This is a genomic window from Pedobacter petrophilus (assembly GCF_009674725.1).
GTDB lineage: Bacteria > Bacteroidota > Bacteroidia > Sphingobacteriales > Sphingobacteriaceae > Pedobacter > Pedobacter petrophilus.
The window spans coordinates 15,521-41,000 of record NZ_WKKH01000019.1; the positions used below are offsets into that span (position 1 = coordinate 15,521).

A 25,480-nucleotide genomic window follows, 5' to 3' on the forward strand; every position below is an offset into this window, starting at 1 on the left:
AAATTATACAAAAAATAAAACGGGATTATAAATTTTGATATTTATGAATACTTACCTAAAAAAGATGTTGGCAATACCAGGCTATAGTATTGTACTGTAAATAAGAAGTTACCCTACGATATCTTTAAATTTCCAATCTTTGAATATTCTTTTTATCAACCAACTCACTTAAAAAATGATTAAAAATTTCTACTCTTATTTATTGATTGCGGGTTCTTTTGTTTCGCTAAATGCAACTGCTCAGGATGCTATTGGCTATCAAACGCCTCCCAAAGAAATTGCAGATTTATTGCTGGCCAAGCCTACGCCCGGAGTAAGCATTGATGGAAAAGCAGAATGGATCTTATTTAGTGAACGTAATTCTTATCCATCAGTAGAAGAACTGGCCATGCCAGAGTACCGCATTGCAGGCTTGAGATTAAACCCTAACAACTATTCTCCAAGCAGACAGAATTATATTAATAATTTTAGTCTGAAGAATATTAAATCTAACCAAACTACTCAGGTTACAGGCTTGCCTAGCCCGCTATATGCCGGAAACCTTAGCTGGAACCCGGCGGAAACAAAAATTGCATTTACCAACACCACTCAAAAAGGTGTTGATTTATATATTATTGATATTGCAACAAAAAAGGCAGTAAAAACAAATAAAGCATTTTTAAATGTTGTTTTAGGTAGTGGCTTAACCTGGTTAAATGATAATACAATAATTTATCGCACCGCTACCAAACCGGCAAGCGCTGCACCTACCAAACCTTTAATGCCTAAAGGGCCAACCATTCAGCAAAACTTAGGTAAGGCTGCGCCAAGCGCCACCTATCAGGATTTAATTAAATCTCCCTTTGATGAACAATTGTTCGAGTTTTTTGCTACCTCCCAACTGGTAAAAAACACTGCCGGCGTAGAAACGCCAATTGGCAAGCCGGCAATTTACGGTACGGTGAGTTTATCTCCAGATAAAAATTATTTAATGATAGAAACCATCCGCAAACCTTTTTCTTACCTGGTTTCTGCCTATGGCTTTCCATCAACCGTTAGCATTACAGATTTAGCTGGCAAAACAGTAAAAGTAGTAGCAGAATTACCATCATCAGAAGGTACACCATCTGGCTATGATAACACACAAAACGTGGCCCGCAGCTTTGATTGGAGAGATGATGAGCCAGCTACCTTAGTTTAGGCTAAGCCTTTAGATAGTGGTTTAATTAAAAAAAATGTTCCCTTTCATGATGCTGTTTATGCTTTAAGCGCACCATTTACCGGAAGCGAAAAAGAATTATTTAAAACCCAAACCCGTTACCGTGGCGTACAATGGGGAGATGCAAACCTCGCCCTTGTAATGGAAGGCTTACGAAGCAAGCAAACCAGTAAAGTAAGCAGATACAATCCAGCCACTGGCGCAGTAGAAGAACTTTATACCCGCAACCAAACAGATGCCTATGGTAATCCAGGCACTCCGGTAACTACTAAAAACAAATATGGTCGCCAGGTAATAAAAACAGTAGATAATGGCACTAAATTATTAATGAATAACCCTATAGGTTCTTCAGAAAAAGGCGATTTACCTTTCCTGGCAAAGTTCGACCTTGCATCTAAAAAAAATGAAATTATCTGGCGAAGTGCTGAGGGTATATTCGAATATGTTACCGATGTGATCAATCCTGATAAATTGATTTTACTAACGCGTAAAGAGAGCCAAAAAATCGTTCCAAATTATTTCATCAAAAACCTGGTGCTTCGCATGGCTGATCAGCCAATTACTGATTTCGCTAACCCTTACCCATCACTGGATGGCATCACTAAAGAAAAGATTTCTTATAAACGTGCCGATGGGGTTGATCTAACCGGCGATTTGTACCTGCCGAAAGGTTATGACAAAGTGAAGGATGGTCCGTTACCCACACTGATTTGGGCTTACCCTCGTGAATTCAACTCTGCTGCAGATGCTGCACAAATTCGCGGTTCGAAAGACAAATTTACAACCATTAGCTGGGGATCGCCAATTTATTGGGTTACCCGCGGTTATGCCATTTTAGATAATGCAGAAATGCCTATTGTGGCTAAAGATGGCAAAAAACCGAACGATACTTTTATTGAACAACTTAAACTAAACGCAGAAGCTGCAATTAACAAACTTTCTGATTTAGGCGTTGGTGATAAGAAGAGAATGGCTGTTGGCGGTCACAGTTATGGCGCCTTCATGACGGCTAATTTACTTGCACATACCGATCTTTTTGCTGCAGGCATTGCCCGTAGCGGAGCCTACAACCGTACCTTAACGCCATTTGGTTTCCAAAATGAAGAACGCACCTATTGGCAGGTTCCCCAACTCTATTATGAAATGAGTCCGTTTAGCTATGCTGATAAAATTAAAACGCCATTGCTTTTAATTCATGGAGATTCTGACGATAACCCAGGTACTTTCCCAATTAATAGTGAGCGATTATTTAATGCCATTAAAGGCGCTGGTGGCACAACCCGTTTTGTGTTTTTGCCTTATGAAGCGCACGGATACCGTGGTAAAGAAAACATCCTTCACACCCTATGGGAAGAAGATCAATGGCTGGAAAAGTACGTAAAAGGAAAAAAATAAATCATCCCTATTGTTATCTATAAAAATGCCTCCAATTGGGGGCATTTTTTTTGACACTAAAATTTAGGATTGTCTTCGCTTTATGATAAACTAAAGCCCCTTCGATTGCCTAAAAATCTAATGGAATTGCTTTTACATTTCTTCTATTCGCCATTGGTTGAAACCAATGGCAATGAATCATAACCAAATCGCTATACGAAGCATCCATTCATCGCGGCTTGCTTCAGCTGGCCGCCATAAAAACTAAATCATATATTTCTTCTATTCGCCCTTGGTTGAAACCAATGGTAATGAATCTATAACCAAATCCCTATACGAAGCATCCATTCATCGCGGCTTGCTTCAGCTGGCCGCCATAAAAACTAAATCATATATTTCTTCTATTCGCCCTTGGTTGAAACCAATGGTAATGAATCTATAACCAAATCCCTATACGAAGCATCCATTCATCGCGGCTTGCTTCAGCTGGCCGCCATAAAAACTAAATCATATATTTCTTCTATTCGCCCTTCGTTGAAACTAATAGCAATGAATTTATAACCATATCGCTATACGAAGCATCCATTCATCGCGGCTTGCTTCAGCTGGCCGCCAATACTAAATCATATATTTTCTTCTATTCGCCATTGGTTGAAACCAAAGGCATGAATCTATAACCAGATCGCTATACGAAGCATCCATTTCATCGCGGCCTGCTTCAGCTGGCCGCCATAAAAACTAATCATATATTTCCTTCTATTCGCCATTGGTTGAAACCAATGGCAATGAATCTATAGTTAAGAGAATTTATCCACAAATTTCAGCACGAAACATAGACCTGAAATATTAACAGTAAATTTATCCGCGAGGCATTTGAACATTAGCCTCAATAATTTGTTAACAGCATATGGACTACATAGATTACTATAAAATCCTCGATTTAAAGACAAGTGCATCAATTGATGATATAAAAAAAGCTTATCGGAAATTAGCCAGGAAATATCACCCGGATTTAAACCCGAATAATGAGGAGGCGAATAAAAAATTTCAGCAGATTAATGAGGCTAATGAAGTTTTAAGTGATCCGGACAAGCGAAAGAAATACGATAAATATGGCAAAGACTGGCAGCATGCAGATCAGCTGGATGCTCAGCAAAGGCAACGTTCTCAATCTCAAGGCGGTGGTAGTGGCTACTCAGGCGGATTTGGTGGAGATGATTTCTCAGATTTTTTCTCTTCCATGTTTGGTGGTGGAGCTGGCAGAAGCAGCAGACAATCACCTTTTAAAGGTCAGGATTACAATGCAGATTTACAGCTAAACTTAAAAGATGCCTACACCACCCATAAACAAACGCTAACTGTTAACGGTCGTCAGGTGCGGATTACCATTCCGGCAGGTGTAGAAAATGGACAGAAAATAAAACTTTCTGGTTATGGAGCGCCGGGTGCAAACAATGGTCAGCCGGGAGATTTATACATCAAGTTTAATATTAGTGAAGACCCTAAATTTAAAAGAAAGGGTAATGATATTTATATTCAGGAAGAAATAGATGTATATACCGCCATTTTAGGGGGCGAAAAAATTGTAGATACACTCAATGGAAAAGTAAAGCTACAAGTTCCGGCAGGTACACAGCCAGATGCCACTTTACGTTTAAAAGGAAAAGGCTTTCCTGTTTATAAAAAAGATAATCAGTTTGGCGACCTCTATATTAAGTGGCAGGTAAAACTGCCAACAAACCTGAACGAAGCGCAAAAAGAATTATTCGAAAAACTTTCTAAAAGCTAAACTACAATGAGAAATAATTTAATAGCTGTTAGTGATATTTGTACCTATCACCATTTGGAAATTGATTTTATTCAATCACTCGAAGAATTTGGTCTAATCAAAACAACCACTCAAAAGCAATCCAGTTTTCTCTCGTCTGATGAACTTTCAAAGCTTGAGCGTTATGTTCGGTTAGCGAAAGATCTTGATATTAACCTGGAAGGCTTACATGCTATCGCGCATTTATTAACTCAGGTAGAAACCATGCAAAAAGAAATAAATAGTTTAAAAGCTGATTTGATCCATAGTAAACACTTTAATTAAACAGCAACCGAAATTGTGCAATAAATTGAACCGATTGGTAAGGTAAATGCGCATTTATTATAAAATTAGTTTCTTAAATTGCATTTATATAAACAATATGAGCGAGTCATCAACATTCATTGAAAAGATAAAGGCATCCTATGCTCCAACTGGCTCATATATCTATTTAGGTGCAGGTATTTTAGATGGACAGGTGTACAGCGATGCTGAGGTGAATTTATCTTTAAAGATGATGAACAGGCACGGCTTAATAGCTGGTGCAACGGGAACAGGTAAAACCAGAACGTTGCAACTTCTGGCCGAACAGCTTTCTGATGCTGGTGTACCTGTATTTTTGTTGGATGTTAAAGGCGATTTATCCGGATTAAACCAACCAGGCGAGGTAAATCCTAAAATTGAAGAACGTGCCCGGGAATTAAGTAAACCATTTTCACCTGCCGCTTTTCCGCTGGAAATTTATTCTTTATCTGGCAAACTGGGTGCTCAAATGAGGGCAACCATACTTGAGTTTGGCCCAACGCTTTTATCAAAAGTTCTGGATTTGAACGATACGCAATCAGGCGTAATGGCTGTCATTTTTAAATATGCTGATGATAACAAAATGCCTGTTATCGATTTGAACGATTTAAAAAAACTGGTATCTTATTTATCGGAGGGTGCCGGAGCAGCAGAAATTAAAAGCAGTTACGGCAGTATTTCAAGTTCTACATCTGGCACAATACTGAGAAAAATTGTAGCAATTGAGCAACAGGGTTTAGGCGGCATATTTGGCGAAAAATCTTTTGATATTGAAGATTTATTCGAACGGGTAGACGGTAAAGGAACCATCAGTTTACTCAATATCGCTGATGTTCAGAATCAGCCTGTCCTGTATTCTACTTTTCTATTAAGCCTGTTAGCTGAGTTGTTTAGTTCCATGCCTGAAGTTGGCGACTTAGAAAAACCGAAGTTGGTTTTCTTTTTTGATGAAGCACATTTATTATTCAAAAACTCTTCCAAGGCATTTCTAGAGCAAATTGAAACCATCATCAGGTTAATCAGATCAAAAGGAATCGGCGTATTTTTCTGTACCCAGTCTCCAACTGATGTACCTGAAAGTGTATTGGGGCAATTGGGAAACCGCGTGCAACATGCACTCCGGGCATTTACACCAAATGACGTAGATGCGCTAAAGAAAACGGTGAATACCTATCCAAAATCGGACTTTTACCAAATAGACAAAGTTTTAACCTCATTAGGTACTGGCCAGGCGCTGATTACGGTTCTTAATGAGAAAGGAATACCAACAGCGGTTTCTGCTACCATGCTTGCACCACCTCGCTCGGTAATGGGCCCATTAAGTGCTGTGGATTTTGAGAAATTGGTAAATAGCAGCCCGATGTATGCAAAATATAAAGATGCAATAGACCCTGAAAGTGCTTATGAAATTTTAACAAAAAAAATTAACGATCAGGTTGAAGTAGCAGAACAAGAGAAACAACAGAAAGAATTACAGAAGCAGGAAGCACAGGATAACAAGCCTAAGCCAGGAGAAAAGAGTCTGGTAGAGCAAGTAATGGGCGCAACAATAACTCGCCAAATTGGCAAAGAAATTGTTAGAGGTATATTCGGAATGCTAACAGGAAAGAAAACAAGATCTAAAACCGGAGGCCTTTTTGGTTTCTGAAAAAAATCTTCACAATAATTTAATACAATAAAAGAAACGCTCGATTAATATTTTAAATGATGAAACCTACACTATTAATATTGGCCGCTGGAATGGCGAGCCGTTATGGAAGTATGAAACAAATCGATGGCTTCGGTCCGAATGGCGAAACCATCATCGATTATTCGATATATGACGCAATTAATGCTGGTTTTGGCAAGGTTGTGTTTATCATTAAAGAAGAATTTGTAGACAATTTTAAATCTATTTTTGAGCCAAAATTAAATGGTAGAATAGAAACAGAATATGTTTTTCAAAATTTCGACCTTAAACAGTTTGGAATCGATGAAGAAATATACAGAGAAAAACCATGGGGAACTGCCCATGCCATTTTATCTGGAAGAAATGTAATTAAAGAGCCTTTCTGTGTAATTAATGCAGATGATTATTATGGATTTGATGCCTTCAAAAAAATGGCAGATTTCTTAAATACAGAGGCAACAGATAGCAATTATTCAATTATCGGATACGAAATCGGAAAAACACTTTCTGAATTTGGTTCGGTATCCAGAGGGGTTTGTAAAGTTGATGAATCTGGCAACCTATCAGAGATTATTGAGCGCACAAAAGTTTATCCAAAAGATGGAAAAATTTTTTACGAAGAAGATGGTGAAGAGTTTCCTTTAGATTTTAGCACACCAGTATCCATGAATTTCTGGGGTTTTACTCCTGCTGTTTTCGAAATCACTGAGGGCTTATTTAAAGAGTTTGCAATGGCAAATAAAGATAAACCCAAAGCAGAATTTTTCATTCCGCTTATTGGTGAAAACCTGGTAAAAAACAATACGGCTACATTTAAAGTGGTTCCAACTTCTAATAAATGGTTTGGCGTAACTTATAAAGAAGATAAGCCATATGTTCAGGATTCTATTGACCAACTGGTTAAAAACGGAACGTATCCTGAAAAATTATGGAACTAAATTTAGCATCCGAAGTATTAAAAACTTACGGATTTACTAAAGAAAATACAATAATCACACAAATAGGTACGGGCTTAATTAACCGTACCTATTTGCTTTCGCCACTGGCTGAGCAGAAGAAATATATTCTTCAGCAAATTAACACTACAGTTTTTAAATCGCCCTGGGCAATTGCCTGGAATTTAAAGGCAATTTCAGATTACCTCTCTCAACACTTTCCTGATTACCTTTTCATTAAACCCATTCCTACAATAGAAGGTGAGGAAATGGCTCAACTTAATGAGGAGTTCTGGAGGTTATTGCCATTCGTGCCCGATACCGTTTCTCTTGATGTTTTAACTGATTCCAGGCAGGCTTTTGAAGCTGCTAAACAATTCGGTAAACTTAGCAGGTTACTAAATAATTTCGATGCGAGCACCCTTAAGCCTACTATACCGGGCTTCCACGATTTAGCATGGCGATATGAACAATTTATAAAGGCATTAAGCGGAAGTTCTGAATCAATAAAAGCACAAGCTGAAGCGCAGATTGAAGATGCCCTGAATCATAAACATATTTTAGATTATTATATTTCCTACACTCATAGAAGTGATTTTCCAGACCGGGTGATGCATCATGACACCAAAATCAGCAATGTGCTCTTAGAGGAAGAAACTTTTGACGGTATTTGTGTGATTGATTTAGATACCATTATGCCAGGAAAATTCATCTCCGATCTTGGCGATATGATGCGAACTTACCTGTGTGCTTTCTCTGAAAATGAAAAGGAGCTAAACAGAATCAAAATCAGAATCCCTTATTTCGAAGCGATGATTAAAGGCTATCTTTCAGAAATGAAAGCAATTTTAACGGAAACCGAAAAAGAGTTAATCTTATTTTCAGGGCGCTATATGATTTACATGCAGGCTTTGCGCTTCCTGACAGACTTCCTGAATGGCAACCCATATTATCCAATAAGTTATCCCATTCAAAATTTAGATCGGGCTAAAAACCAATTTAAATTACTTAATGAAATTGCTGTAAACGAAAAAGAATTGCAGGATATTATCGAGGAAAACTTGATGTATTAAAGAGAGTTAGGAGATTAGAATTTTTTGTATTGCAGTCGGCTGAAGCCGGACTGCGATGAATGGATTACACAAACTATTTGTTGTTCCTACCCATATCGAACTATACTACATAAAAAAGCACTCCTGAACTTAATCAGGAACACCTGCTATTTCCGTCCAAACGCTCGACTCAAAACTTCAGACTCTAAACTAAAAAAGCGCTCCTGAACTTAATCAGAAACGCTTTTATATCTTCCCAAGACTCTCGACTCAGGACTTCAGACTCAAGACTTATTTCTTATCGTCTTCTTTTACTTCTTCAAAATCAACGTCAGTAACGTTATCGCCACCGCCTTGAGGTTGACCATCAGCTTGCGGTTGTTCACCACCCTGAGGCTGACCGCCATCTTTGTACATTTCCTCAGAAGCTACGTTCCATGCAGCTTGCAATTCAGCTTGTGCTGCATCGATATCTGCAAAGTTACGAGACAAGTGAGCTGCTTTTAATTTCTCTAAGCTTGATTCAATTGGCGCTTTTTTATCAGCTGATAATTTATCACCAAACTCTTTCAATTGTTTTTCTGTAGAGAAAATTAAGGCATCAGCACCATTAATTTTATCAGCTTCTTCTTTTTGCTTAGCATCATCTGCCGCATTAGCTTCCGCTTCTTCTTTCATTTTTTTGATCTCAGCATCAGTTAAACCTGAAGATGCCTCGATACGGATTTTTTGCTCCTTACCAGTTGCTTTATCTTTTGCACTTACATGTAAGATACCGTTAGCATCAATATCGAAAGATACTTCTACCTGAGGCACACCACGAGGCGATGGTGGAATACCATCTAAAATAAAACGACCAATTGTACGGTTTTGACCAGCCATTGGGCGCTCGCCTTGTAAAATATGAATTTCTACTGATGGCTGGTTATCAGCTGCAGTGGAGAAAGTTTCCGATTTTTTAGTTGGGATAGTGGTATTAGACTCGATTAATTTAGTCATTACACCACCCATAGTTTCAATACCTAGTGATAAAGGCGTAACATCTAATAATAATACATCCTTAACATCGCCTGATAAAACACCACCTTGAATAGCAGCACCGATAGCTACAACCTCATCAGGGTTAACACCTTTACTTGGCTCTTTACCAAAGAAAGCTTTAACAGCATCCTGAATTGCCGGAATACGGGTTGAACCACCAACTAAGATAATTTCATCGATATCACTTGTACTTAAACCAGCATTTTTCAAAGCCGATTTACATGGATCGATCGTACGTTTAATTAAATCGCCAGCTAATTGCTCAAATTTAGCACGACTTAATGTACGTACTAAGTGTTTCGGGCCGCTTGCATCAGCAGTAATGTATGGTAAGTTAATTTCAGTAGAAGTTGTGCTTGATAACTCTATTTTAGCTTTTTCAGCAGCTTCCTTTAAACGTTGTAAAGCCATTGGGTCTTTAGCCAAGTCCATGCTGTTTTCAGCTTTAAACTCGTCAGTTAACCAATCAATAATAATGTGATCAAAGTCATCACCACCTAAGTGTGTATCACCATCAGTAGATTTTACTTCGAAAACGCCATCACCTAATTCTAAAACAGAAACATCATGCGTACCACCACCACAATCAAAAACAACAATTTTCATGTCTTTGTGTGCTTTATCTAATCCATAAGCTAAAGCAGCCGCAGTTGGTTCATTAATGATCCGTTTAACACTTAACCCAGCAATTTCGCCTGCTTCTTTCGTAGCCTGACGTTGTGCATCGTTAAAATAAGCAGGTACAGTAATAACTGCTTCAGTAACTTCGTAACCTAAGAAATCTTCGGCAGTTTTTTTCATTTTCTGCAAAACCATTGCAGAGATCTCTTGTGGAGTATATTTTCTGTCGTCGATTTCAACACGTGGTGTATTGTTATCACCTTTAACAACTTTATATGGTACACGCCCAGCTTCTTTCGCACTTTCGTCGTAGCTGCTACCCATAAAGCGTTTAATCGAATATATCGTTTTTGTTGGGTTGGTTATAGCCTGACGTTTAGCAGGCTCGCCAACTTTACGCTCACCGTTTTCTGCAAAAGCAACAATAGACGGTGTAGTACGTTTACCCTCACTGTTCGCGATAACTACAGGCTCATTGCCCTCCATTACGCTCACGCAAGAGTTTGTTGTTCCTAAGTCTATTCCAATAATTTTTCCCATTGTATTTGTATTTTCTCTTTTTAAAAGTATTATAATTTCTACACTTGTTAAACAATGCTTGTGCCAATTGAATTTTGGCAGAAAATATCGTCAAAAGACTGATAAAATGTAAAAAACGTGGTCATAGAGTACTGACAGCATGACAGAAGGAAGACTGAAGATTAAAACTGAAGACCAAAGCAAAGAATGATTTTTAAAAATGATTAGAAAATGAAAGCCAGAAGTTCTTCGGCAACACCTGCCCCGCTATCCGCTTTACTTCGCTACACTCCGTGCCCGCTTCTATCGGGTTTAAGAACGCAGGTTGGTACTTTTTGGAGAAAATTAGCAGATTATAAAAACTTTATCAGAAATTTATCATCATCCGCAATTTATCCCCGTTGGTTTAGACTGAAAGCCCAGGAAGTTATATCTCAAAAAAGATCTCAAATAATTGTATCTTCAGCTAATAAACAAAATCGAAATGCAATTAGCAGCACAAATCTTAATCGGGATTATAGCCATCCTTCATCTATACATTCTATGGCTGGAAATGTTCGCCTGGACTACCAAAGCGCCAAATGTTTTTAAAACCATTCCGAAAGAATTATTTCCACAAACTAAAACATTAGCTGCAAATCAAGGCTTGTACAATGGTTTTTTGGCGGCCGGTCTAATCTGGTCATTATGCATCAGCGACCACCAATGGAAAATGTATGTAGCCATCTTTTTCTTATGCTGTATAATCGTTGCCGGTATTTATGGTGCCGCAACAGCAAGTAAAAAAATTCTTTATATACAATCTATTCCGGCACTAATCGCTTTGATTCTATTACACCTCTAAAAGGGGAACATTTCAGATTAGCACCTGGTAATCACGTCAATTTGAAAACCTTATAGTATATACCGTTAAATATTAGCATTGCAGGATAATATAAAAGTGCTTATTCAGCTATTTATTAAATTAAATGCTGACTCAGAAATTAGCTAAAGTATAATAAGCAGAATAAACTACAATTCTAACAGTCGCTCCAGGTGGTGATAACCGATTCCGAAATAGTCTTTGCTCGCTTTGATTTTCTGTAAAATCTCTTCTTTTTTCTCTGCTCCGTGCGCTTTGCTTTTCACGCCCACAACCAGCACATTCTTCGGCGTATGCGCATCAGAAATAAATTCGAAAACCTTGGTTTTATAGCCAAAATACTCAAGGATTAATGCACGAATTCCATCAGTCACCATCTCTGCCTGGCGTTCTAAAAAGATTCCGTATTTAGTTAAAAAAGAGACGTCGTTTTTCACTTTATGATGTTCAATCTCTCTTCTAATTTGTTTATGGCAGCAAGGTGCTACCACGATCAATTCTGCGTTTGCTTTAATGCCTTTGAAAATAGCATCATCAGTGGCAGTATCGCAAGCATGAAGCGCGATTAATAAATTAACCTGCTCTGCATTATAATCTTCAATTGTGCCCTGAACAAAACTTAATTGATCAAAATTAGCATTACCAGCAACAGTATTACATAAATCAACCATATCCTGACGATATTCCACGCCCACAACTTCCGAATCCAACTTCAAAACCGAATGTAAATAATCGTACAAAGCAAAGGTTAGGTAACCTTTACCAGACCCCATATCAGCAACTTTTTTAATAGTCCCTTCGGGTAATTCTTTTATCAATGAACTTAAAATTTCAATGTAATGGTTAATCTGACGAAATTTATCCTGAGCATTCTTGAACACCTTACCATCAGCATCAGTAATTTTCAAGTCAGTTAAATAAGCTTTAGCATCAGCCTTGATTAATCTCGCTTTCTCCTGATCATGCTGAGCCGCCGGAACATCTTTGGTAGATGCGTTAATTTCTCTTAAAACAACTTTACCATTATTTAATTCTTCAAAAATTAAATCCTTTTCAGTCGTAAAAAGCGTCGCTATTTTGAAACCGGACTGCAAATATTCTGAAATCAGCTTAACGGCTTCTTTTTCAATAAAATTTTTTACGATATCACGGGTTTTATAGCGAAAAGTTAAAGCCAGTTTAGCTTCTCTTTTAATTAAAACTTTTCTAACTAATATCTGCTTCAACCCTTCATCCAAACCCTTATAATTCCCCAAAGAAATTTTCACAAATTGTTGTAAGCTCAAGCTTTCTTCAAAAGCAGATATAAATTGTTCTACGTGTGCTGAAAATACCATCAATCAAATTTAAAGCACAAAGATAAACCAATTTCTTTGAAGAAGTGTCGGGGGCAAATCATGTAACAATGAAGCGATGCTTGCATTCTTACAAATGTTATTGAACTGATGGATCGCTATAAAGATTGTTGTACCATTGAAGAATCGTATTTCGCGAGGTAATACGATTTAGAAAACTTAGAAAAGACATTATCTGTAATCCTTCCAAAATGATTAAAGGTTTTTATTTAATAAAAAATAGCGTTAGATTAGATAAATAGTTTATCTAACCAATACAAATGAGTGAATTTCAGATTAAAAAATCGCCAACTGTTTATGACGTGATTATCGTTGGTTCTGGTGCAGGTGGCGGTATGAGTGCTTACGTTTTAGCGAATGCCGGACAAAAAGTTTTAATGCTCGAAGCTGGTCAGTATTTTGATCCGAGAATAGATGCACATCAATTAAAATGGCCATGGGAATCTCCGCGACGCGGGGCATCAACTACCAGGCCTTTCGGCGACTTTGATGCTTCTTACGGTGGCTGGGAACTGGAAGGTGAGCCTTATACTACAAAAGACAAAACTGAATTTGAGTGGTTCAGGTCACGCATGTTAGGGGGTCGCACCAATCACTGGGGAAGAATCTCCCTCAGGATGGGTCCGCTTGATTTTCAAGCCAAAGATGGTTTAACTGATGACTGGCCGATTACCTACGATGAAGTAAAGCCTTTTTATGATAAAGTTGACCGCATGATCGGCATCTATGGCACCAAAGAGGGTTTGCCAAACGAACCAGACGGCATTTTCATGAAACCGCCTAAACCACGTTTAACGGAACTGTTTATCAAAAAGGGTGCTGATAAAGCTGGTGTAAAAGTAATTCCCGGCAGGGGTTCTGTACTAACTGAACCATTACCAAATAATACAGATCGGGCACCTTGCTTTTACTGTGGTCAATGTGGTAGAAGCTGTAAAATTTACGGTGATTTCTCCTCATCATCCTGCCTCGTGATTCCTGCAGTAAAGACAGGAAACTTAACCGTAATTACCGATGCAATGGTCCGTGAAGTCATTACAGATAAAGATGGAACCGCCAAAGGTGTATCTTACGTAAACCGGAAAAATTTGCAGGAATATCAGGTAAATGGCAAAATCATTATTTTAGGTGCCAGTGCCTGCGAATCTGCAAGGATTCTTTTAAACTCGAAATCTTCATCACATCCCAATGGCTTAGCCAATAGCAGTGGCATTGTTGGTAAATATCTTCATGATTCAACCGGTGTAAGTGTTTCTGGTTTCCTTCCTCAGTTAATGGATCGGAAGCGTTATAACGAAGATGGGCTGGGGAGTGTTCACATTTATTCCCCATGGTGGCTGGATAATAAAAAACTTAACTTCCCCCGGGGATACCACATTGAATATTGGGGTGGAATGGGAATGCCAGCCTATGGTTTTGGCGCTGGTGTACCAGAAATGAATGGAATGGTGCCAGGCAGAGACGGTAAAATGAAAGAAGCTGGAGGATATGGAAAATCATTAAAGGATGATTATCGCCGTTTTTATGGTACTACTGTAGGTATGGCTGGCCGGGGAACCGCAATTGCCCGCGAAGATAATTATTGTGAAATTGATCCAAATACGGTTGATAAATACGGTATTCCGGTTTTAAGATTCCATTACAAATGGGCAAAAGAAGAAATTTTGCAGGCCAAACACATGCAGGATACTTTTCTCACAATGATGAAAGAAATGGGTGGTGTGGTAACTTCCAAAATTCAGGGACCAGAAACGAATTATGGATTGCTCCCTCCGGGAAAAATTATCCATGAAGTAGGTACAATCCGCATGGGCGATGATCCAAAAAAATCTGCATTAAATAAATATTGTCAGGCACACGATTGCAAAAATCTTTTCGTGGTTGATGCAGGGCCATTTGTTCAACAAGGTGATAAAAACGCAACGTGGACAATTCTTGCGCTCTCCATGCGTACCGCAGAATACATTTTAGCGCAAAAGAAAAAACATAACATTTAAAGAATTACAACATGAACAGACGTGATTCCATAAAAGCATTAGGCCTTACGGCCATTAGTACGGCCGTAATATTAGATGCCTGCAAGCAACCAGAAACTAAAACATCAGATGTTGTTGTACCGAAAGAAGAACCCGCATCAGAAGCCGGAAGAGAACAGTGGGAAATTGATCGGAATAAAAAACTGAAAGCAGAAACGTTTTTTGATAAACATGAAATGGCTACGATTACAGTTCTTGCGGATATTATCATTCCAAAAGATAATGTTTCAGGAAGTGCATCGGACGCCAAAGTACCCGAATTTATTGAGTTTATTGTTAAAGACATACCAGAACATAAAACCCCCATGCGAGGTGGCTTAAAATGGCTGGACGTTTACTGCTTTAATAAATTTGGTAAATCATTTATAGATGCTTCATCAAATCAGCAAATTTCTATAATTGACGAAATTGCTTACCCTAAAAAAGCGAAGCCGGAAGTTCAGGCAGGCGTTACTTTTTTCAATAGGATGCGAAGCCTGACGGCTTCAGGATTCTACACTACTGAGATTGGTGTTAAAGATATCGGTTATGCCGGAAATGCACCAAACCAGTGGACAGGTGTTCCAGATGATGTATTGAAGCAATATGGCATGCAAAACGTGAAAGTTTAATTTCATAAATCGTCATTTCGAGATACGAAGCAATCCTAAAACTATCGCTATAATATGAGCTTATTAAGATTGCTTCGTGCCTCGCAATGAAATTTTCAGGCTATTCCACAATCAGAATCAGCCCCTTCCCTTTTTGCACAGGAATAGATTTTCCTGCAGGATAATTTCCTTCTTGTTGAAACTGATCAATAGCAGGTGCAATAATTTTCACCTGAGCAGCATCCAAACCCAATTTAGCCCAATCAATGGTTAAGTCAATTTTAATATCGGTCGCTGCCCAGCTTGCCAAAGCAATCATTGTTTTACCTTTTTGTTTGTAAACAGTCGCTAAAACACTTGGATTATTCGTTTTAACGGGACAGTTTTCGCTCCAGTAACCAATCAGTTCAGAGCCTTTTATTCCAAAATTATCCCATGCCTTCCAAAGTGGCTTTGGATCACTTTTATCAGACCAGCCTAACCTGCTGGTCATTCCATAAATCATCCCACGCCATGGATTTCCATCATCCTGCAACATTTCTCCTATTAAACCAAAGGGAATACCGCTCACTTCACTAAGATAGAAATCCGGATTATTTTTCTCGTAATCAAAATATTCGCCGAACCATAACCTGTTTAGATAAGGGAAATGCTCCATATACAAAATGGCACTGTTGTTAAATCCGTCATTTTTATTAAACTGATTTGCTGAGTGTAAATCGATAATTCCCGGATGATTATTTTGCGTTAAAACACGTTTAATGCGTTTCATCGTAACCCGATCAAAAGCAACATCATCCAGATAAACACCATCAATCCCTACGTTATTAACCAGCCAGTTCATTCCTTCAACATAATAGTTATGCCAGCGGTTCATGCCACTATTCACAATTGCTGCATCTTTAATTTCGGGAACAAACCATGCTGCAATATAATTAGAATCCAGATGCTCCTGTAACCAGCTAAAGCCACCACCCTTCCCCGGAGAATATACCTCAGTGCCTAAACTTCTCAAGGCCGGCCACTCATATGCATGATTAGAAAGCTCCCGGACGGTGTTATAAATCTTAACCTTTAGTCCTTTCGTATGCGCCTCATCAACATAATTTTTCATCTTTTTCCATTCAATAAAAGGATAATTAATCCAAGGGTTAATTGGCGTGGCGTGATGAATGTTCACAACGGTTGCACCAGTAGCCTTAATAGAATCCAGGCTTCCATATTTATGATAGAAACGATTATCCCATTGGAAATCGGTATCAAGCAAGTGAAATGGCGTAATGAGCAAATTAAAATTATAATAAAGTACCTCGCCTTTTTTCATGCTCCTTGCGCCCGTAAAACTATCCGCCAGCATAGAACTGCCTTTTACATTCACCTGAATTCCGCCTTTGTTATCATTTCCCCACGATTTTGGCAAGACTAATGGTTTCTGGAGGTAAAAATTAGTATTCAACGGGCGAACATAATTCTCATCCCTTAGATTGAAGTATAAGCCTGCATTTACGTTCCCGATCCATACCGCATCCTGATTTTTATTGGCAACATCCCATTTCCACTTTACCGTATCTGGTCTGATCCCTCCTTTTTCACCCAGCCCCATCAGGTATTTTGTAGAAGATTTTTCAAATGGAATATGAAAATCAACATTGCTAAATTCCACATCCTTCAAAGCCGTAACCTTCACCACGTAATGCACATAGCCGTCAAATTCTAACGTACCATCTACATCCATTGTAAGGTTTTGTGAGGTATTGGTTACTTTCCATTTCACCGTTCCGGCTTCTTTGCTTGTAATCTGTAAATTACCAGGAATAAATTTCTCTTGCGTTTTGGGTGTATCGTAAAAATGAAAATGAATGGGTTCGTATAAAAGGTTATTGGGTTTATCGCTATAACCAGTCATTTCCGTATTAAAAAAAGTTTGGATTTGTTTTGGAAAACCGTCTGCGTTAATTTCAAATTTTCGTCCCAGAAGCGAGATTACATTTCCGTCAACGGTAAGCGGAGTATAGGGTGCAATAACTGTATTCGCCTGCGCCAGGTTAGAATTTAACCAGGTCAGGCGGGTTTGTTTATTTGGCGTTCCAACACCGGCATCGGCCAAAACCTCGTTACCAACGGTAATTTTTGCATTAATTACTTTAGATTCTCCATTGGCTTTTACAGTAAATTTCCCAGCATAAATACCTGCTGTTGTATTTTTAGGGATGTTAACGGTGATCCACATCGGCTGAATCTTTCCTGAAGCAACGTTTACCGTTTCAACCAAAGGCTTGTTATCGTAAGTTGTACCATTGATATTTAAACAGTTGATATATTTTGAAGGAATTACTTTTCCTGTTGAGGTTTTTAAATCGCCGAAACTCACTTCTACGTGCTGCAAATCTTTTAAAGCAAAAACACCTAACTGAAATGTATAATTTTCTCCCCTATTAGCAACGCCAGAAAATATCTTCGAAGCACCTTTCTGTATCCAAAGGTAAGGCAGATCATGCTGCATCTTAATAGGATACATTCTATCCTCGGGGAAGATAATAAACGAGTGGCCCGCATATTTGGCTTTTATCGCATTGGTTTCCGCTTTGGTAGCGATGACTTCCATTGGATAGAAAGAATTAAAAGCATCTATAGACTGGATTTCGGAAACGGTTGAATTTACTTTAACCTGTTTTGCTTTTGATAGCCAATTTTGGTCAACATGGTTTGGTTGTAAGTAAACGCCTTTAGGATAGCTACTCCTACCCTCGTTTTTGTAAGGAAGAAAGTAGACATAATATTTTCCAGCCCCGGAAGACGGCTCAAAATAGAGATCAGCGCTTTCTCTTGAAAACTTATCTAATCCAAAAACAGCAATAAGTTTACCGTTCACGTCCTGGATAATGATTCCTTTAGACGATGGATTTTCATCTCTCCTGCGCCAGATGATCTTCGCATGCGCAATCTTGCCAGTGCCGGCAAACTGAAGTATAACCCGATGATTTCCCAATGAATCAGGGTTCCAGGCATTGTTGCCATTGGTATATCTTGGGGTTTGGGCCAGAAGCGTTAGCTGGCAAAATAGACAACATAATAAAATTAGCCTGAATTTCATTTCACATTTGTTTGAAGCTAATTTATAGATACCGGATTGAATTTCTGCTATTTTATAAAAAAAGGAATTCGAATTGGTTTATGCCTTCATAAATTGTGAATTTAAAATCGATAAGCCGTCACCTTAATTTTTTCTACATAAAATTTCAAATCAAATGTCACCGAAGATCCTGATTCGAATGTTCGCGGTTACCGATGGAATCAAAATGAAAACATTGATCGAAAAGAGAACTTACACAAAGCTTGATCGCAGGAAAAAAACTTAACAAGAAATAGGAATAAAACCGGAAAATCAGAGGCACAAAAAAAGTCCGGCTCTTTCGAACAGGACTTTTTTTAATCTTAAGGTGAATGAAACTATTCTCCTTTTGGTTCTTCTGTAGCAGGAGCTTCTTCAGCAGCAGGCGCTTCAGTTGCAGCTTTTTCGGCAGTTTCAGCTTTCGCATCATCAGCTTTAGGAGCAGCAGCTTTACTTCTACCACGACGAGTAGTTTTCTTCTCTTCTTTTGCTTCTACATCTTTACCGTAAACTTCGTTATAATCTACCAATTCAATTAAAGCCATCTCAGCATTATCACCAGGACGGTTGTTTAATTTAATGATACGAGTGTAACCACCTGGACGAGTTGCAACTTTCTCAGCAATTTCGCGGAATAAAATAGTTACTACTTCTTTATCTTGTAAATAAGCAAATACTGTACGACGGGAGTGAGTAGTATCATTTTTTGATTTAGTGATAATAGGCTCAACATAAGTACGTAAAGCTTTTGCTTTAGCTAAAGTTGTTGTAATTCTTTTGTGCAAAATAAGTGATGAAGCCATGTTAGCTAACATCGCCTTTCTGTGGCTTGCGGTTCTACCTAAGTGGTTTACTTTTTTACCGTGTCTCATTGTTTTTTAATTGAGTGTATACCGTCTCTTTGCAATTAAGCTGAGGGAATTATACACTGTGAAAAATTATTTATTTTAGTTAAGCCTTTAGAAAGGATGACTTACGACTCCAGACTAAAGATTCAGGACTAATCTTACTCTTCGTCTAATTTAAATTTAGACAGGTTCATACCGAATGATAAACCTTTTGATTTTACTAATTCTTGAATTTCTGTTAATGATTTTTTACCAAAGTTTCTGAACTTTAACATATCAGCTACATCGTAAGAAACCAAATCAGCTAAAGTGCGGATATCGGCAGCTTTTAAGCAGTTTAATGCTCTAACTGAAAGATCCATATCCACTAATTCAGTTTTAAGGATTTTACGCATATGCAAAATTTCCTCATCAACTTCTTTAGTTTCTTCTTTAGCTTGAGATTCTAATACTAAATTCTCATCAGAGAATAACATAAAGTGTTGGATAAGAATCTTAGCCGCTTCTTTTAATGCTTCTTCAGGATGAATTGAACCGTCAGTAGAGATATCTAAAACCAATTTTTCATAATCCGTTTTTTGTTCAACACGAAAGTTTTCAATCGTGTATTTTACATTTTTCATTGGAGTATAAATCGAATCTATTGCAATAACACCTACAACAGCATCAGCAACTTTATTTTCTTCAGCAGGTACATAACCACGTCCTTTATTGATGGTCAATTCCACCTCCAAAGTAACAGATTTATCCATATTGCAAATTACATGCTCAGGGTTTAAAACTGTAAAGTTATTAGAGAATTTAGTAATATCACCAGCTTTAAACTGATCCTGACCATTAACGATGATGAAAACTTTTTCAGAATCACCTGAATCACCTGTTTTCTTAAAACGAACTTGTTTTAAGTTTAAGATAATATCAGTTAAATCTTCTACAACACCTTTCATGGTAGAAAACTCATGAGAAACACCTGAAAAACGAATAGTAGTAATAGCATAACCTTCTAATGAAGAAAGTAAAATTCTTCTTAAGGCATTACCAATTGTTACACCGAAACCGGGCTCTAAAGGACGAAATTCAAATGTGCCATCGAAATCGGTTGATTTCTGCATGATCACTTTGTCTGGTTTCTGAAATGCTAAAATTGCCATTTATAATTTTTTAAATTCGTTATTGAATATATAGTAACAAGAAAAAAGTTAATTACCCTTTTGAGGTAATTAACTATCTTATTTATTACTTTGAGTATAACTCGATGATTAAGTTTTCCTTAATGTTTTCAGGAATCTCATCACGTTGTGGGTAGGTTAAGAATTTACCGGTTAATTCACCAGCATTCCACTCTAACCAGGCAAATTTATTAATTGTTCTGCCTGCAACTGAGTTACTAATTGATTCTAAAGATTTCGATTTTTCACGAACAGCAACCACATCACCAGCTTTTAACTGATATGAAGGGATATTTACAACTTCACCATTCACGGTAACGTGTTTATGGCTAACTAACTGGCGTGCACCAGAACGGGTTGTTGAAATACCTAAACGGTAAACTGTATTATCTAAACGCGCTTCTAATAACTGAAGTAAGTTATCACCGGTAATACCAGCACGTGAAGATGCTTTTTTAAACAAGTTACTGAACTGTTTTTCTAATACACCATAAGTGTATTTTACTTTTTGTTTCTCCATTAACTGGATAGCATATTCAGATTGTTTTCCTCTTCTTTTTGATGAGCCATGTTGCCCAGGAGGATAATTTTTTCTGTCTAACACCTTATCAGGACCGAAAATTGGTTCTCTGAATTTACGGGCGATTTTTGATTTGGGGCCTGTATATCTTGCCATTCTTTTTTCTGTTTTAAAGTATCATTCGGCCTGTAACCGAAGATTCTTAGCTTTAAAATTAATTAAACTCTTCTCTTTTTAGGAGGACGACATCCGTTGTGAGGAAGTGGAGTGATATCTTTAATAGACATTACTTCGATCCCTGCTACTTGCAAAGTTCTGATTGCAGATTCACGACCTGAACCCGGACCTTTTACAAATACTTCAACTTTACGTAAACCTAAATCAAATGCAACTTTACCGCAATCTGAAGCTGCTTGACCAGCTGCATACGGCGTGTTCTTTTTAGAACCTTTAAAGCCCATTTTACCAGCAGAAGACCATGAAATGGTTTGTCCGCCGTTGTTTGTTAAGGTAACGATAATGTTGTTGAAGGTAGCATTGATATGTGCCTGACCAACAGACTCAATTACAACGATACGTTTTTTTGTTACTTTTTTACTCTTAGCCATGTTTTATATTACTATAATGAAAGAATGTTTGAGTGTTGAATGAGAGAATGTATAAACATTCAATAATCCAGTCATGCTATCATTCGATCATTAATTTTTTCTACTTAGTAGCTTTTTTCTTGTTAGCAACTGTTTTTCTCTTACCCTTACGAGTACGTGAGTTGTTTTTAGTACGCTGACCACGAGAAGGTAAACCTTTTCTGTGACGTAAACCGCGGTAACAACCAATATCCATTAAACGTTTGATGTTTAACTGAACCTCTGAACGTAAAGCACCTTCTACTTTAATTTCATCGTTAATCATTGTACGGATCGCTGATAACTCATCATCAGACCAGTCTTGTACTTTTTTGTTTAAGTCGATACCTGCAGTAGTTAAAATACGTTGTGCAGTAGTTCTTCCTATTCCGTAGATATAAGTTAAACCAATCTCTCCTCTTTTGTTTCTTGGTAAGTCAATACCTGAAATCCTTGCCATATTTGTTTATGTTTTTACGTAATTCCGAACGGCGGGCCACCGTTGTGCGGATCATTACAATATTTTAAAATTACCCTTGACGTTGCTTGTATTTAGGATTTTTCTTGTTGATAACGTAAAGTTTACCTTTACGGCGAATAATCTTGCAATCAGCGCTACGTTTTTTAATTGATGATCTAACTTTCATTTTATTTATATCTATAAGTGATGCGTCCCTTTGTTAAATCATAAGGAGACATCTCTAATTTTACTTTGTCGCCAGGAAGGATTTTGATGTAGTGCATCCTCATCTTACCTGAAATGTGGGCAATAATCTCATGTCCGTTTTCAAGTTCTACCCGGAACATTGCATTAGACAATGCTTCTCTGATTACTCCGTCTTGTTCAATTGAGGCTTGTTTAGCCATATTTTGTTGATTGTTACTTAATTAGCTGCTTCTAAACAGGGTTGCAAAATTAAATAAAAAATTTTAATTATTTATTTTTTTTGTTGTAAAACTTCTTCTATAATAGAAAAGGTGGATAAAACATCTGCATTGCCCCTTTTTATGGCCACTGTGTGTTCAAAATGTGCCGATGGTTTATTGTCTTTACTGGTTACCGTCCATCCATCGTTATGGAATTTAACACCGGCAACGCCTGCATTAATCATGGGCTCGATGGCAATAACCATTCCTTCTTCAAGTTTTGGGCCCGCTCCGCGCTTTCCATAATTAGGAACTTCAGGTTTCTCGTGAAGTTTTACACCAACGCCATGCCCAACAAGTTCTCTTACTACGCCGAAACCATTAGCTTCAGCATATTGCTGAACTGCAAAACCAACATCACCAATGCGCATCCCTACCACAGCTTTTTCTATCCCTAATTCCAGGCAACGTTTAGTAACTTCAACCAGCTTTTGCTTTTCTGCATCAATCTCTCCGATAGAAAAAGTATAAGCCGAATCGCCGAAGTAGTTATTTTTAATTACACCACAATCAACCGAAATTAAATCACCTTCTTTTATCACGTATTCGCTCGGAAAACCATGAACAACCTGCTCATTTGGCGAGATACACAAAGAATTTGGGAAACCGTTATAGTTTAAAAACGCTGGAATTGCACCGTGATCACTTATGAACTCATAAGCCAGTTTATCCAGTTCAATAGTAGTCATGCCTGCCTTTATCACTTTAGCCACTTCAGCTAAGGTCTTAGAAACAAGCATGGAACTTTCTCTTATTAACTCGATCTCCTCAAGAGATTTGTAATAAATTTTAGACATTCTTCAGAACTACAACGCTGCATTACTACTGGCAGCAGGAACACCTGTTCTACCGGTAACTCTGCCTGTTTTCATTAAACCATCATAGTGACGCATTAACAGATAACTTTCAATTTGTTGTAAAGTATCCAAAACTACACCAACTAAAATCAATAATGAAGTACCACCAAAGAAGTGTGCAAACTCTTGTTTAATACCGAATTTAACGGCCAAAGAAGGTAAGATTGCAATGATTGCTAAAAATACTGCTCCCGGGAAAGTGATTTTAGAAATTACATCATCAATAAAAGTTGATGTTGCAAAACCTGGTTTAACACCTGGAATAAAACCACCATTTTTCTTCATATCGTCACTCATTTGAGTTGGATTTACTGTAATTGCAGTATAGAAGAATGTAAATGCGATAATTAAAAAAGCGAATGTTAAGCTATATGCTAATGATGTTGTATTGCTGAATTGAACTAACCATGAACCTTGTAATGAAGGAACAAACTGCATTAAAGCGCCAGGAATGAACATCAATGCCTGAGCAAAGATAATTGGCATTACACCAGCTGCATTTACTTTTAACGGAATGTATTGACGAACACCACCAAACTGACGGTTACCTACAATTTTTTTAGCGTATTGTACAGGTACCTTACGCACACCTTGAACAATTAAAATAGTAAACATTACAACAGCGAATAAAGCAACAATCTCTAAAACAAGTGCTACCGGACCTCCACCTTCACTGGCAGAACCCACACGGGCACTAAATTCCTGGCTAATGGCCTGCGGTAAGCGGGCGATAATACCAGTCATAATAATTAAAGATGTTCCGTTACCAATTCCTTTATCAGTAATTTTTTCCCCTAACCACATTACAAATAATGTACCTGCTGTTAATACAAACGTAGATAACACTAAGAATAAGGTATTGGGTAATAAAATAGCTTCTGCCGGAACCTGTGTTTTAACGTAACCTACAGATTGAACGATTGTAATCGCTACCGTAAGGTAACGAGTGATCTGGTTCATTTTCTTTCTACCACTTTCGCCCTCTTTCTGCATTTTTTGGAAAGATGGAACAGCAATACCTAATAGTTGTACCACGATAGACGCGGAGATATAAGGCATTACGCCCAACGCTAAAATAGACACACGAGAGAACGAACCTCCGGCAAACATATCTAGTATGCCTAAAAGTCCTGATTTTTCGTTAGCGTCTAAAGCAGTTGGATCCACACCTGGTAAAACCACGTGAGATACGAAACGGTATACCAGAAGAATTAAGAGCGTAAACAAGATACGCTCTTTTAATTCTTGAATTTTCCAGATATTACTTAAAGTAGTAAATAGCTTCTTCATTTAATAATTACAATTTTACGATAGAACCACCTGCAGCTTCAATAGCTTTTTGTGCGGTTGCAGAAAACGCATGTGCAGTAATCTCTAATTTTGCTTTCACTTCACCACGACCTAAAATTTTAACTAAGTCATTTTTTGAAGCTAAACCATGCGCTTGGAGAGCAGCGAAATCGATTGTTGTTAAGCTGTGTTTTTCAGCTAAAGTTTGTAATACATCTAAGTTTACACCAACATATTCTGTACGGTTAATTGGTTTGAAACCAACTTTAGGCACACGACGTTGTAAAGGCATCTGACCACCTTCAAAACCGATTTTGGTTTTATGACCAGAACGAGAACCCGCACCTTTGTGACCACGAGTTGAAGTACCACCACGACCAGAACCTGTACCACGACCAATTCTTTTGCTGTTTTTTGTAGAACCTTTTGCAGGTTTTAAATTACTTAAATTCATTTTTTTGAATTTGTGTTGCCCTTCGCTTTCACTAAACAGGTACAACGATAAATAATAATGATTGAATTTTGAATGATTGAAGGTTTTATGTTATGCCCATTCGCTCACTCAAAACTCATTCATTTAATAATTCTCTTAAATTGCTTCGATTGCTATCAGGTGGTTCACTTTGCGAACCATACCAATAATTTGTGGCGTAGCCTCAACCTCAACACTTTGGTTCATTTTAGATAATCCCAAAGCTTGAACAGTTCTTTTTTGGCGCTCGCTTCTATCGATAACGCTTTTTACTTGTGTTATTTTGATCTTAGCCAT

The 25,480-nt window shown here is 37.8% G+C and carries 24 protein-coding genes; 10 read left to right on the forward strand and 14 right to left on the reverse strand.

Annotation, left to right across the window (positions count from 1 at the left end; all coding sequences use genetic code 11):
* Positions 1-175: 175 nt before the first annotated feature.
* From GJU39_RS23590 to GJU39_RS13075, 7 genes are all read left to right on the forward strand, one after another.
* The gene (locus tag GJU39_RS23590; protein ID WP_209437645.1) at positions 176-1,180 is read left to right on the forward strand and encodes a hypothetical protein; all 1,005 of its coding nucleotides are present in this window, start codon (positions 176-178) and stop codon (positions 1,178-1,180) included.
* Between the two features lie 159 nt (positions 1,181-1,339).
* Positions 1,340-2,593 carry an alpha/beta hydrolase family protein gene (locus tag GJU39_RS23595; RefSeq protein ID WP_209437646.1) on the forward strand — a complete coding sequence of 418 codons (1,254 nt, stop codon included), beginning with the start codon at positions 1,340-1,342 and terminating at the stop codon, positions 2,591-2,593.
* A gap of 886 nt (positions 2,594-3,479) precedes the next feature.
* The gene (locus tag GJU39_RS13055) at positions 3,480-4,361 is read left to right on the forward strand and encodes a DnaJ C-terminal domain-containing protein (RefSeq protein WP_154281241.1); all 882 of its coding nucleotides are present in this window, start codon (positions 3,480-3,482) and stop codon (positions 4,359-4,361) included.
* A gap of 6 nt (positions 4,362-4,367) precedes the next feature.
* Complete coding sequence (locus GJU39_RS13060; RefSeq protein ID WP_154281242.1) at positions 4,368-4,664, forward strand: chaperone modulator CbpM; 297 nt, start codon at positions 4,368-4,370, stop codon at positions 4,662-4,664.
* Positions 4,665-4,761: 97 nt separating this feature from the next.
* Positions 4,762-6,330 carry a helicase HerA-like domain-containing protein gene (locus GJU39_RS13065; RefSeq protein WP_154281243.1) on the forward strand — a complete coding sequence of 523 codons (1,569 nt, stop codon included), beginning with the start codon at positions 4,762-4,764 and terminating at the stop codon, positions 6,328-6,330.
* Between the two features lie 59 nt (positions 6,331-6,389).
* Positions 6,390-7,289: a nucleotidyltransferase family protein gene (locus GJU39_RS13070; RefSeq protein ID WP_209437647.1), complete on the forward strand. Its 900-nt coding sequence runs from the start codon at positions 6,390-6,392 to the stop codon at positions 7,287-7,289.
* Positions 7,280-8,359 carry a phosphotransferase enzyme family protein gene (locus GJU39_RS13075; protein ID WP_154281245.1) on the forward strand — a complete coding sequence of 360 codons (1,080 nt, stop codon included), beginning with the start codon at positions 7,280-7,282 and terminating at the stop codon, positions 8,357-8,359. Before GJU39_RS13070 ends, GJU39_RS13075 begins: the two co-directional genes overlap by 10 nt.
* A gap of 270 nt (positions 8,360-8,629) precedes the next feature.
* On the opposite strand, the gene dnaK is transcribed toward GJU39_RS13075, so the two are convergent.
* Positions 8,630-10,540, reverse strand: a complete 1,911-nt coding sequence (gene dnaK / locus GJU39_RS13080) for a molecular chaperone DnaK (protein WP_154281246.1) — start codon at positions 10,538-10,540, stop codon at positions 8,630-8,632.
* A gap of 463 nt (positions 10,541-11,003) precedes the next feature.
* On the opposite strand from dnaK, the gene GJU39_RS13085 reads away from it, so the two are divergent.
* A complete protein-coding gene (locus GJU39_RS13085; RefSeq protein WP_154281247.1) occupies positions 11,004-11,363 on the forward strand; it encodes a DUF1304 domain-containing protein in 360 nt (119 codons plus the stop codon).
* 167 nt (positions 11,364-11,530) lie between these two features.
* On the opposite strand, the gene GJU39_RS13090 is transcribed toward GJU39_RS13085, so the two are convergent.
* Positions 11,531-12,718: a class I SAM-dependent methyltransferase gene (locus GJU39_RS13090; protein ID WP_154281248.1), complete on the reverse strand. Its 1,188-nt coding sequence runs from the start codon at positions 12,716-12,718 to the stop codon at positions 11,531-11,533.
* A 278-nt stretch (positions 12,719-12,996) separates the two neighbouring features.
* Here GJU39_RS13090 and GJU39_RS13095 point away from each other — a divergent pair, with 278 nt between their 5' ends.
* The gene (locus GJU39_RS13095; protein ID WP_154281249.1) at positions 12,997-14,733 is read left to right on the forward strand and encodes a GMC oxidoreductase; all 1,737 of its coding nucleotides are present in this window, start codon (positions 12,997-12,999) and stop codon (positions 14,731-14,733) included.
* 11 nt (positions 14,734-14,744) lie between these two features.
* On the forward strand, positions 14,745-15,383 hold the full coding sequence (locus GJU39_RS13100; protein ID WP_154281250.1) for a gluconate 2-dehydrogenase subunit 3 family protein: 639 nt from the start codon (positions 14,745-14,747) through the stop codon (positions 15,381-15,383).
* Between the two features lie 100 nt (positions 15,384-15,483).
* On the opposite strand, the gene GJU39_RS13105 is transcribed toward GJU39_RS13100, so the two are convergent.
* From GJU39_RS13105 to rpmD, 12 genes are all read right to left on the reverse strand, one after another.
* Complete coding sequence (locus tag GJU39_RS13105) at positions 15,484-18,456, reverse strand: glycoside hydrolase domain-containing protein (RefSeq protein ID WP_154281251.1); 2,973 nt, start codon at positions 18,454-18,456, stop codon at positions 15,484-15,486.
* A gap of 356 nt (positions 18,457-18,812) precedes the next feature.
* Entirely contained in the window at positions 18,813-19,346 is a 534-nt protein-coding gene (gene rplQ, locus GJU39_RS13110; protein WP_154281252.1) for a 50S ribosomal protein L17, read from the reverse strand.
* A 134-nt stretch (positions 19,347-19,480) separates the two neighbouring features.
* A complete protein-coding gene (locus tag GJU39_RS13115) occupies positions 19,481-20,473 on the reverse strand; it encodes a DNA-directed RNA polymerase subunit alpha (protein ID WP_025145205.1) in 993 nt (330 codons plus the stop codon).
* A gap of 85 nt (positions 20,474-20,558) precedes the next feature.
* Positions 20,559-21,167, reverse strand: a complete 609-nt coding sequence (gene rpsD, locus GJU39_RS13120; RefSeq protein ID WP_029278658.1) for a 30S ribosomal protein S4 — start codon at positions 21,165-21,167, stop codon at positions 20,559-20,561.
* A 62-nt stretch (positions 21,168-21,229) separates the two neighbouring features.
* Positions 21,230-21,619, reverse strand: a complete 390-nt coding sequence (gene rpsK, locus GJU39_RS13125; protein WP_131532654.1) for a 30S ribosomal protein S11 — start codon at positions 21,617-21,619, stop codon at positions 21,230-21,232.
* Between the two features lie 100 nt (positions 21,620-21,719).
* Positions 21,720-22,097 carry a 30S ribosomal protein S13 gene (gene rpsM, locus GJU39_RS13130; RefSeq protein ID WP_010599886.1) on the reverse strand — a complete coding sequence of 126 codons (378 nt, stop codon included), beginning with the start codon at positions 22,095-22,097 and terminating at the stop codon, positions 21,720-21,722.
* Between the two features lie 70 nt (positions 22,098-22,167).
* A complete protein-coding gene (gene rpmJ, locus GJU39_RS13135) occupies positions 22,168-22,284 on the reverse strand; it encodes a 50S ribosomal protein L36 (RefSeq protein WP_010599887.1) in 117 nt (38 codons plus the stop codon).
* A 1-nt stretch (position 22,285) separates the two neighbouring features.
* A complete protein-coding gene (infA, locus tag GJU39_RS13140; protein WP_010599888.1) occupies positions 22,286-22,504 on the reverse strand; it encodes a translation initiation factor IF-1 in 219 nt (72 codons plus the stop codon).
* 71 nt (positions 22,505-22,575) lie between these two features.
* Positions 22,576-23,361 carry a type I methionyl aminopeptidase gene (gene map, locus GJU39_RS13145; RefSeq protein ID WP_154281253.1) on the reverse strand — a complete coding sequence of 262 codons (786 nt, stop codon included), beginning with the start codon at positions 23,359-23,361 and terminating at the stop codon, positions 22,576-22,578.
* A gap of 9 nt (positions 23,362-23,370) precedes the next feature.
* Positions 23,371-24,711, reverse strand: a complete 1,341-nt coding sequence (gene secY / locus GJU39_RS13150; protein ID WP_029282713.1) for a preprotein translocase subunit SecY — start codon at positions 24,709-24,711, stop codon at positions 23,371-23,373.
* Between the two features lie 7 nt (positions 24,712-24,718).
* Complete coding sequence (rplO, locus tag GJU39_RS13155; protein WP_154281254.1) at positions 24,719-25,165, reverse strand: 50S ribosomal protein L15; 447 nt, start codon at positions 25,163-25,165, stop codon at positions 24,719-24,721.
* Between the two features lie 135 nt (positions 25,166-25,300).
* Positions 25,301-25,480: a 50S ribosomal protein L30 gene (gene rpmD / locus GJU39_RS13160; protein ID WP_154281255.1), complete on the reverse strand. Its 180-nt coding sequence runs from the start codon at positions 25,478-25,480 to the stop codon at positions 25,301-25,303.

What these genes read in the sequence shown, in the direction of transcription:
- GJU39_RS23590 (WP_209437645.1), top strand. Translation starts at nt 176, where the DNA reads ATGATTAAAAATTTCTACTCTTATTTATTGATTGCGGGTTCTTTTGTT.
- GJU39_RS23595 (WP_209437646.1), top strand. Translation starts at nt 1,340, where the DNA reads ATGGAAGGCTTACGAAGCAAGCAAACCAGTAAAGTAAGCAGATACAAT.
- GJU39_RS13055 (WP_154281241.1), top strand. Translation starts at nt 3,480, where the DNA reads ATGGACTACATAGATTACTATAAAATCCTCGATTTAAAGACAAGTGCA.
- GJU39_RS13060 (WP_154281242.1), top strand. Translation starts at nt 4,368, where the DNA reads ATGAGAAATAATTTAATAGCTGTTAGTGATATTTGTACCTATCACCAT.
- GJU39_RS13065 (WP_154281243.1), top strand. Translation starts at nt 4,762, where the DNA reads ATGAGCGAGTCATCAACATTCATTGAAAAGATAAAGGCATCCTATGCT.
- GJU39_RS13070 (WP_209437647.1), top strand. Translation starts at nt 6,390, where the DNA reads ATGAAACCTACACTATTAATATTGGCCGCTGGAATGGCGAGCCGTTAT.
- GJU39_RS13075 (WP_154281245.1), top strand. Translation starts at nt 7,280, where the DNA reads ATGGAACTAAATTTAGCATCCGAAGTATTAAAAACTTACGGATTTACT.
- dnaK (WP_154281246.1), bottom strand. Translation starts at nt 10,540, where the DNA reads ATGGGAAAAATTATTGGAATAGACTTAGGAACAACAAACTCTTGCGTG.
- GJU39_RS13085 (WP_154281247.1), top strand. Translation starts at nt 11,004, where the DNA reads ATGCAATTAGCAGCACAAATCTTAATCGGGATTATAGCCATCCTTCAT.
- GJU39_RS13090 (WP_154281248.1), bottom strand. Translation starts at nt 12,718, where the DNA reads ATGGTATTTTCAGCACACGTAGAACAATTTATATCTGCTTTTGAAGAA.
- GJU39_RS13095 (WP_154281249.1), top strand. Translation starts at nt 12,997, where the DNA reads ATGAGTGAATTTCAGATTAAAAAATCGCCAACTGTTTATGACGTGATT.
- GJU39_RS13100 (WP_154281250.1), top strand. Translation starts at nt 14,745, where the DNA reads ATGAACAGACGTGATTCCATAAAAGCATTAGGCCTTACGGCCATTAGT.
- GJU39_RS13105 (WP_154281251.1), bottom strand. Translation starts at nt 18,456, where the DNA reads ATGAAATTCAGGCTAATTTTATTATGTTGTCTATTTTGCCAGCTAACG.
- rplQ (WP_154281252.1), bottom strand. Translation starts at nt 19,346, where the DNA reads ATGAGACACGGTAAAAAAGTAAACCACTTAGGTAGAACCGCAAGCCAC.
- GJU39_RS13115 (WP_025145205.1), bottom strand. Translation starts at nt 20,473, where the DNA reads ATGGCAATTTTAGCATTTCAGAAACCAGACAAAGTGATCATGCAGAAA.
- rpsD (WP_029278658.1), bottom strand. Translation starts at nt 21,167, where the DNA reads ATGGCAAGATATACAGGCCCCAAATCAAAAATCGCCCGTAAATTCAGA.
- rpsK (WP_131532654.1), bottom strand. Translation starts at nt 21,619, where the DNA reads ATGGCTAAGAGTAAAAAAGTAACAAAAAAACGTATCGTTGTAATTGAG.
- rpsM (WP_010599886.1), bottom strand. Translation starts at nt 22,097, where the DNA reads ATGGCAAGGATTTCAGGTATTGACTTACCAAGAAACAAAAGAGGAGAG.
- rpmJ (WP_010599887.1), bottom strand. Translation starts at nt 22,284, where the DNA reads ATGAAAGTTAGATCATCAATTAAAAAACGTAGCGCTGATTGCAAGATT.
- infA (WP_010599888.1), bottom strand. Translation starts at nt 22,504, where the DNA reads ATGGCTAAACAAGCCTCAATTGAACAAGACGGAGTAATCAGAGAAGCA.
- map (WP_154281253.1), bottom strand. Translation starts at nt 23,361, where the DNA reads ATGTCTAAAATTTATTACAAATCTCTTGAGGAGATCGAGTTAATAAGA.
- secY (WP_029282713.1), bottom strand. Translation starts at nt 24,711, where the DNA reads ATGAAGAAGCTATTTACTACTTTAAGTAATATCTGGAAAATTCAAGAA.
- rplO (WP_154281254.1), bottom strand. Translation starts at nt 25,165, where the DNA reads ATGAATTTAAGTAATTTAAAACCTGCAAAAGGTTCTACAAAAAACAGC.
- rpmD (WP_154281255.1), bottom strand. Translation starts at nt 25,480, where the DNA reads ATGGCTAAGATCAAAATAACACAAGTAAAAAGCGTTATCGATAGAAGC.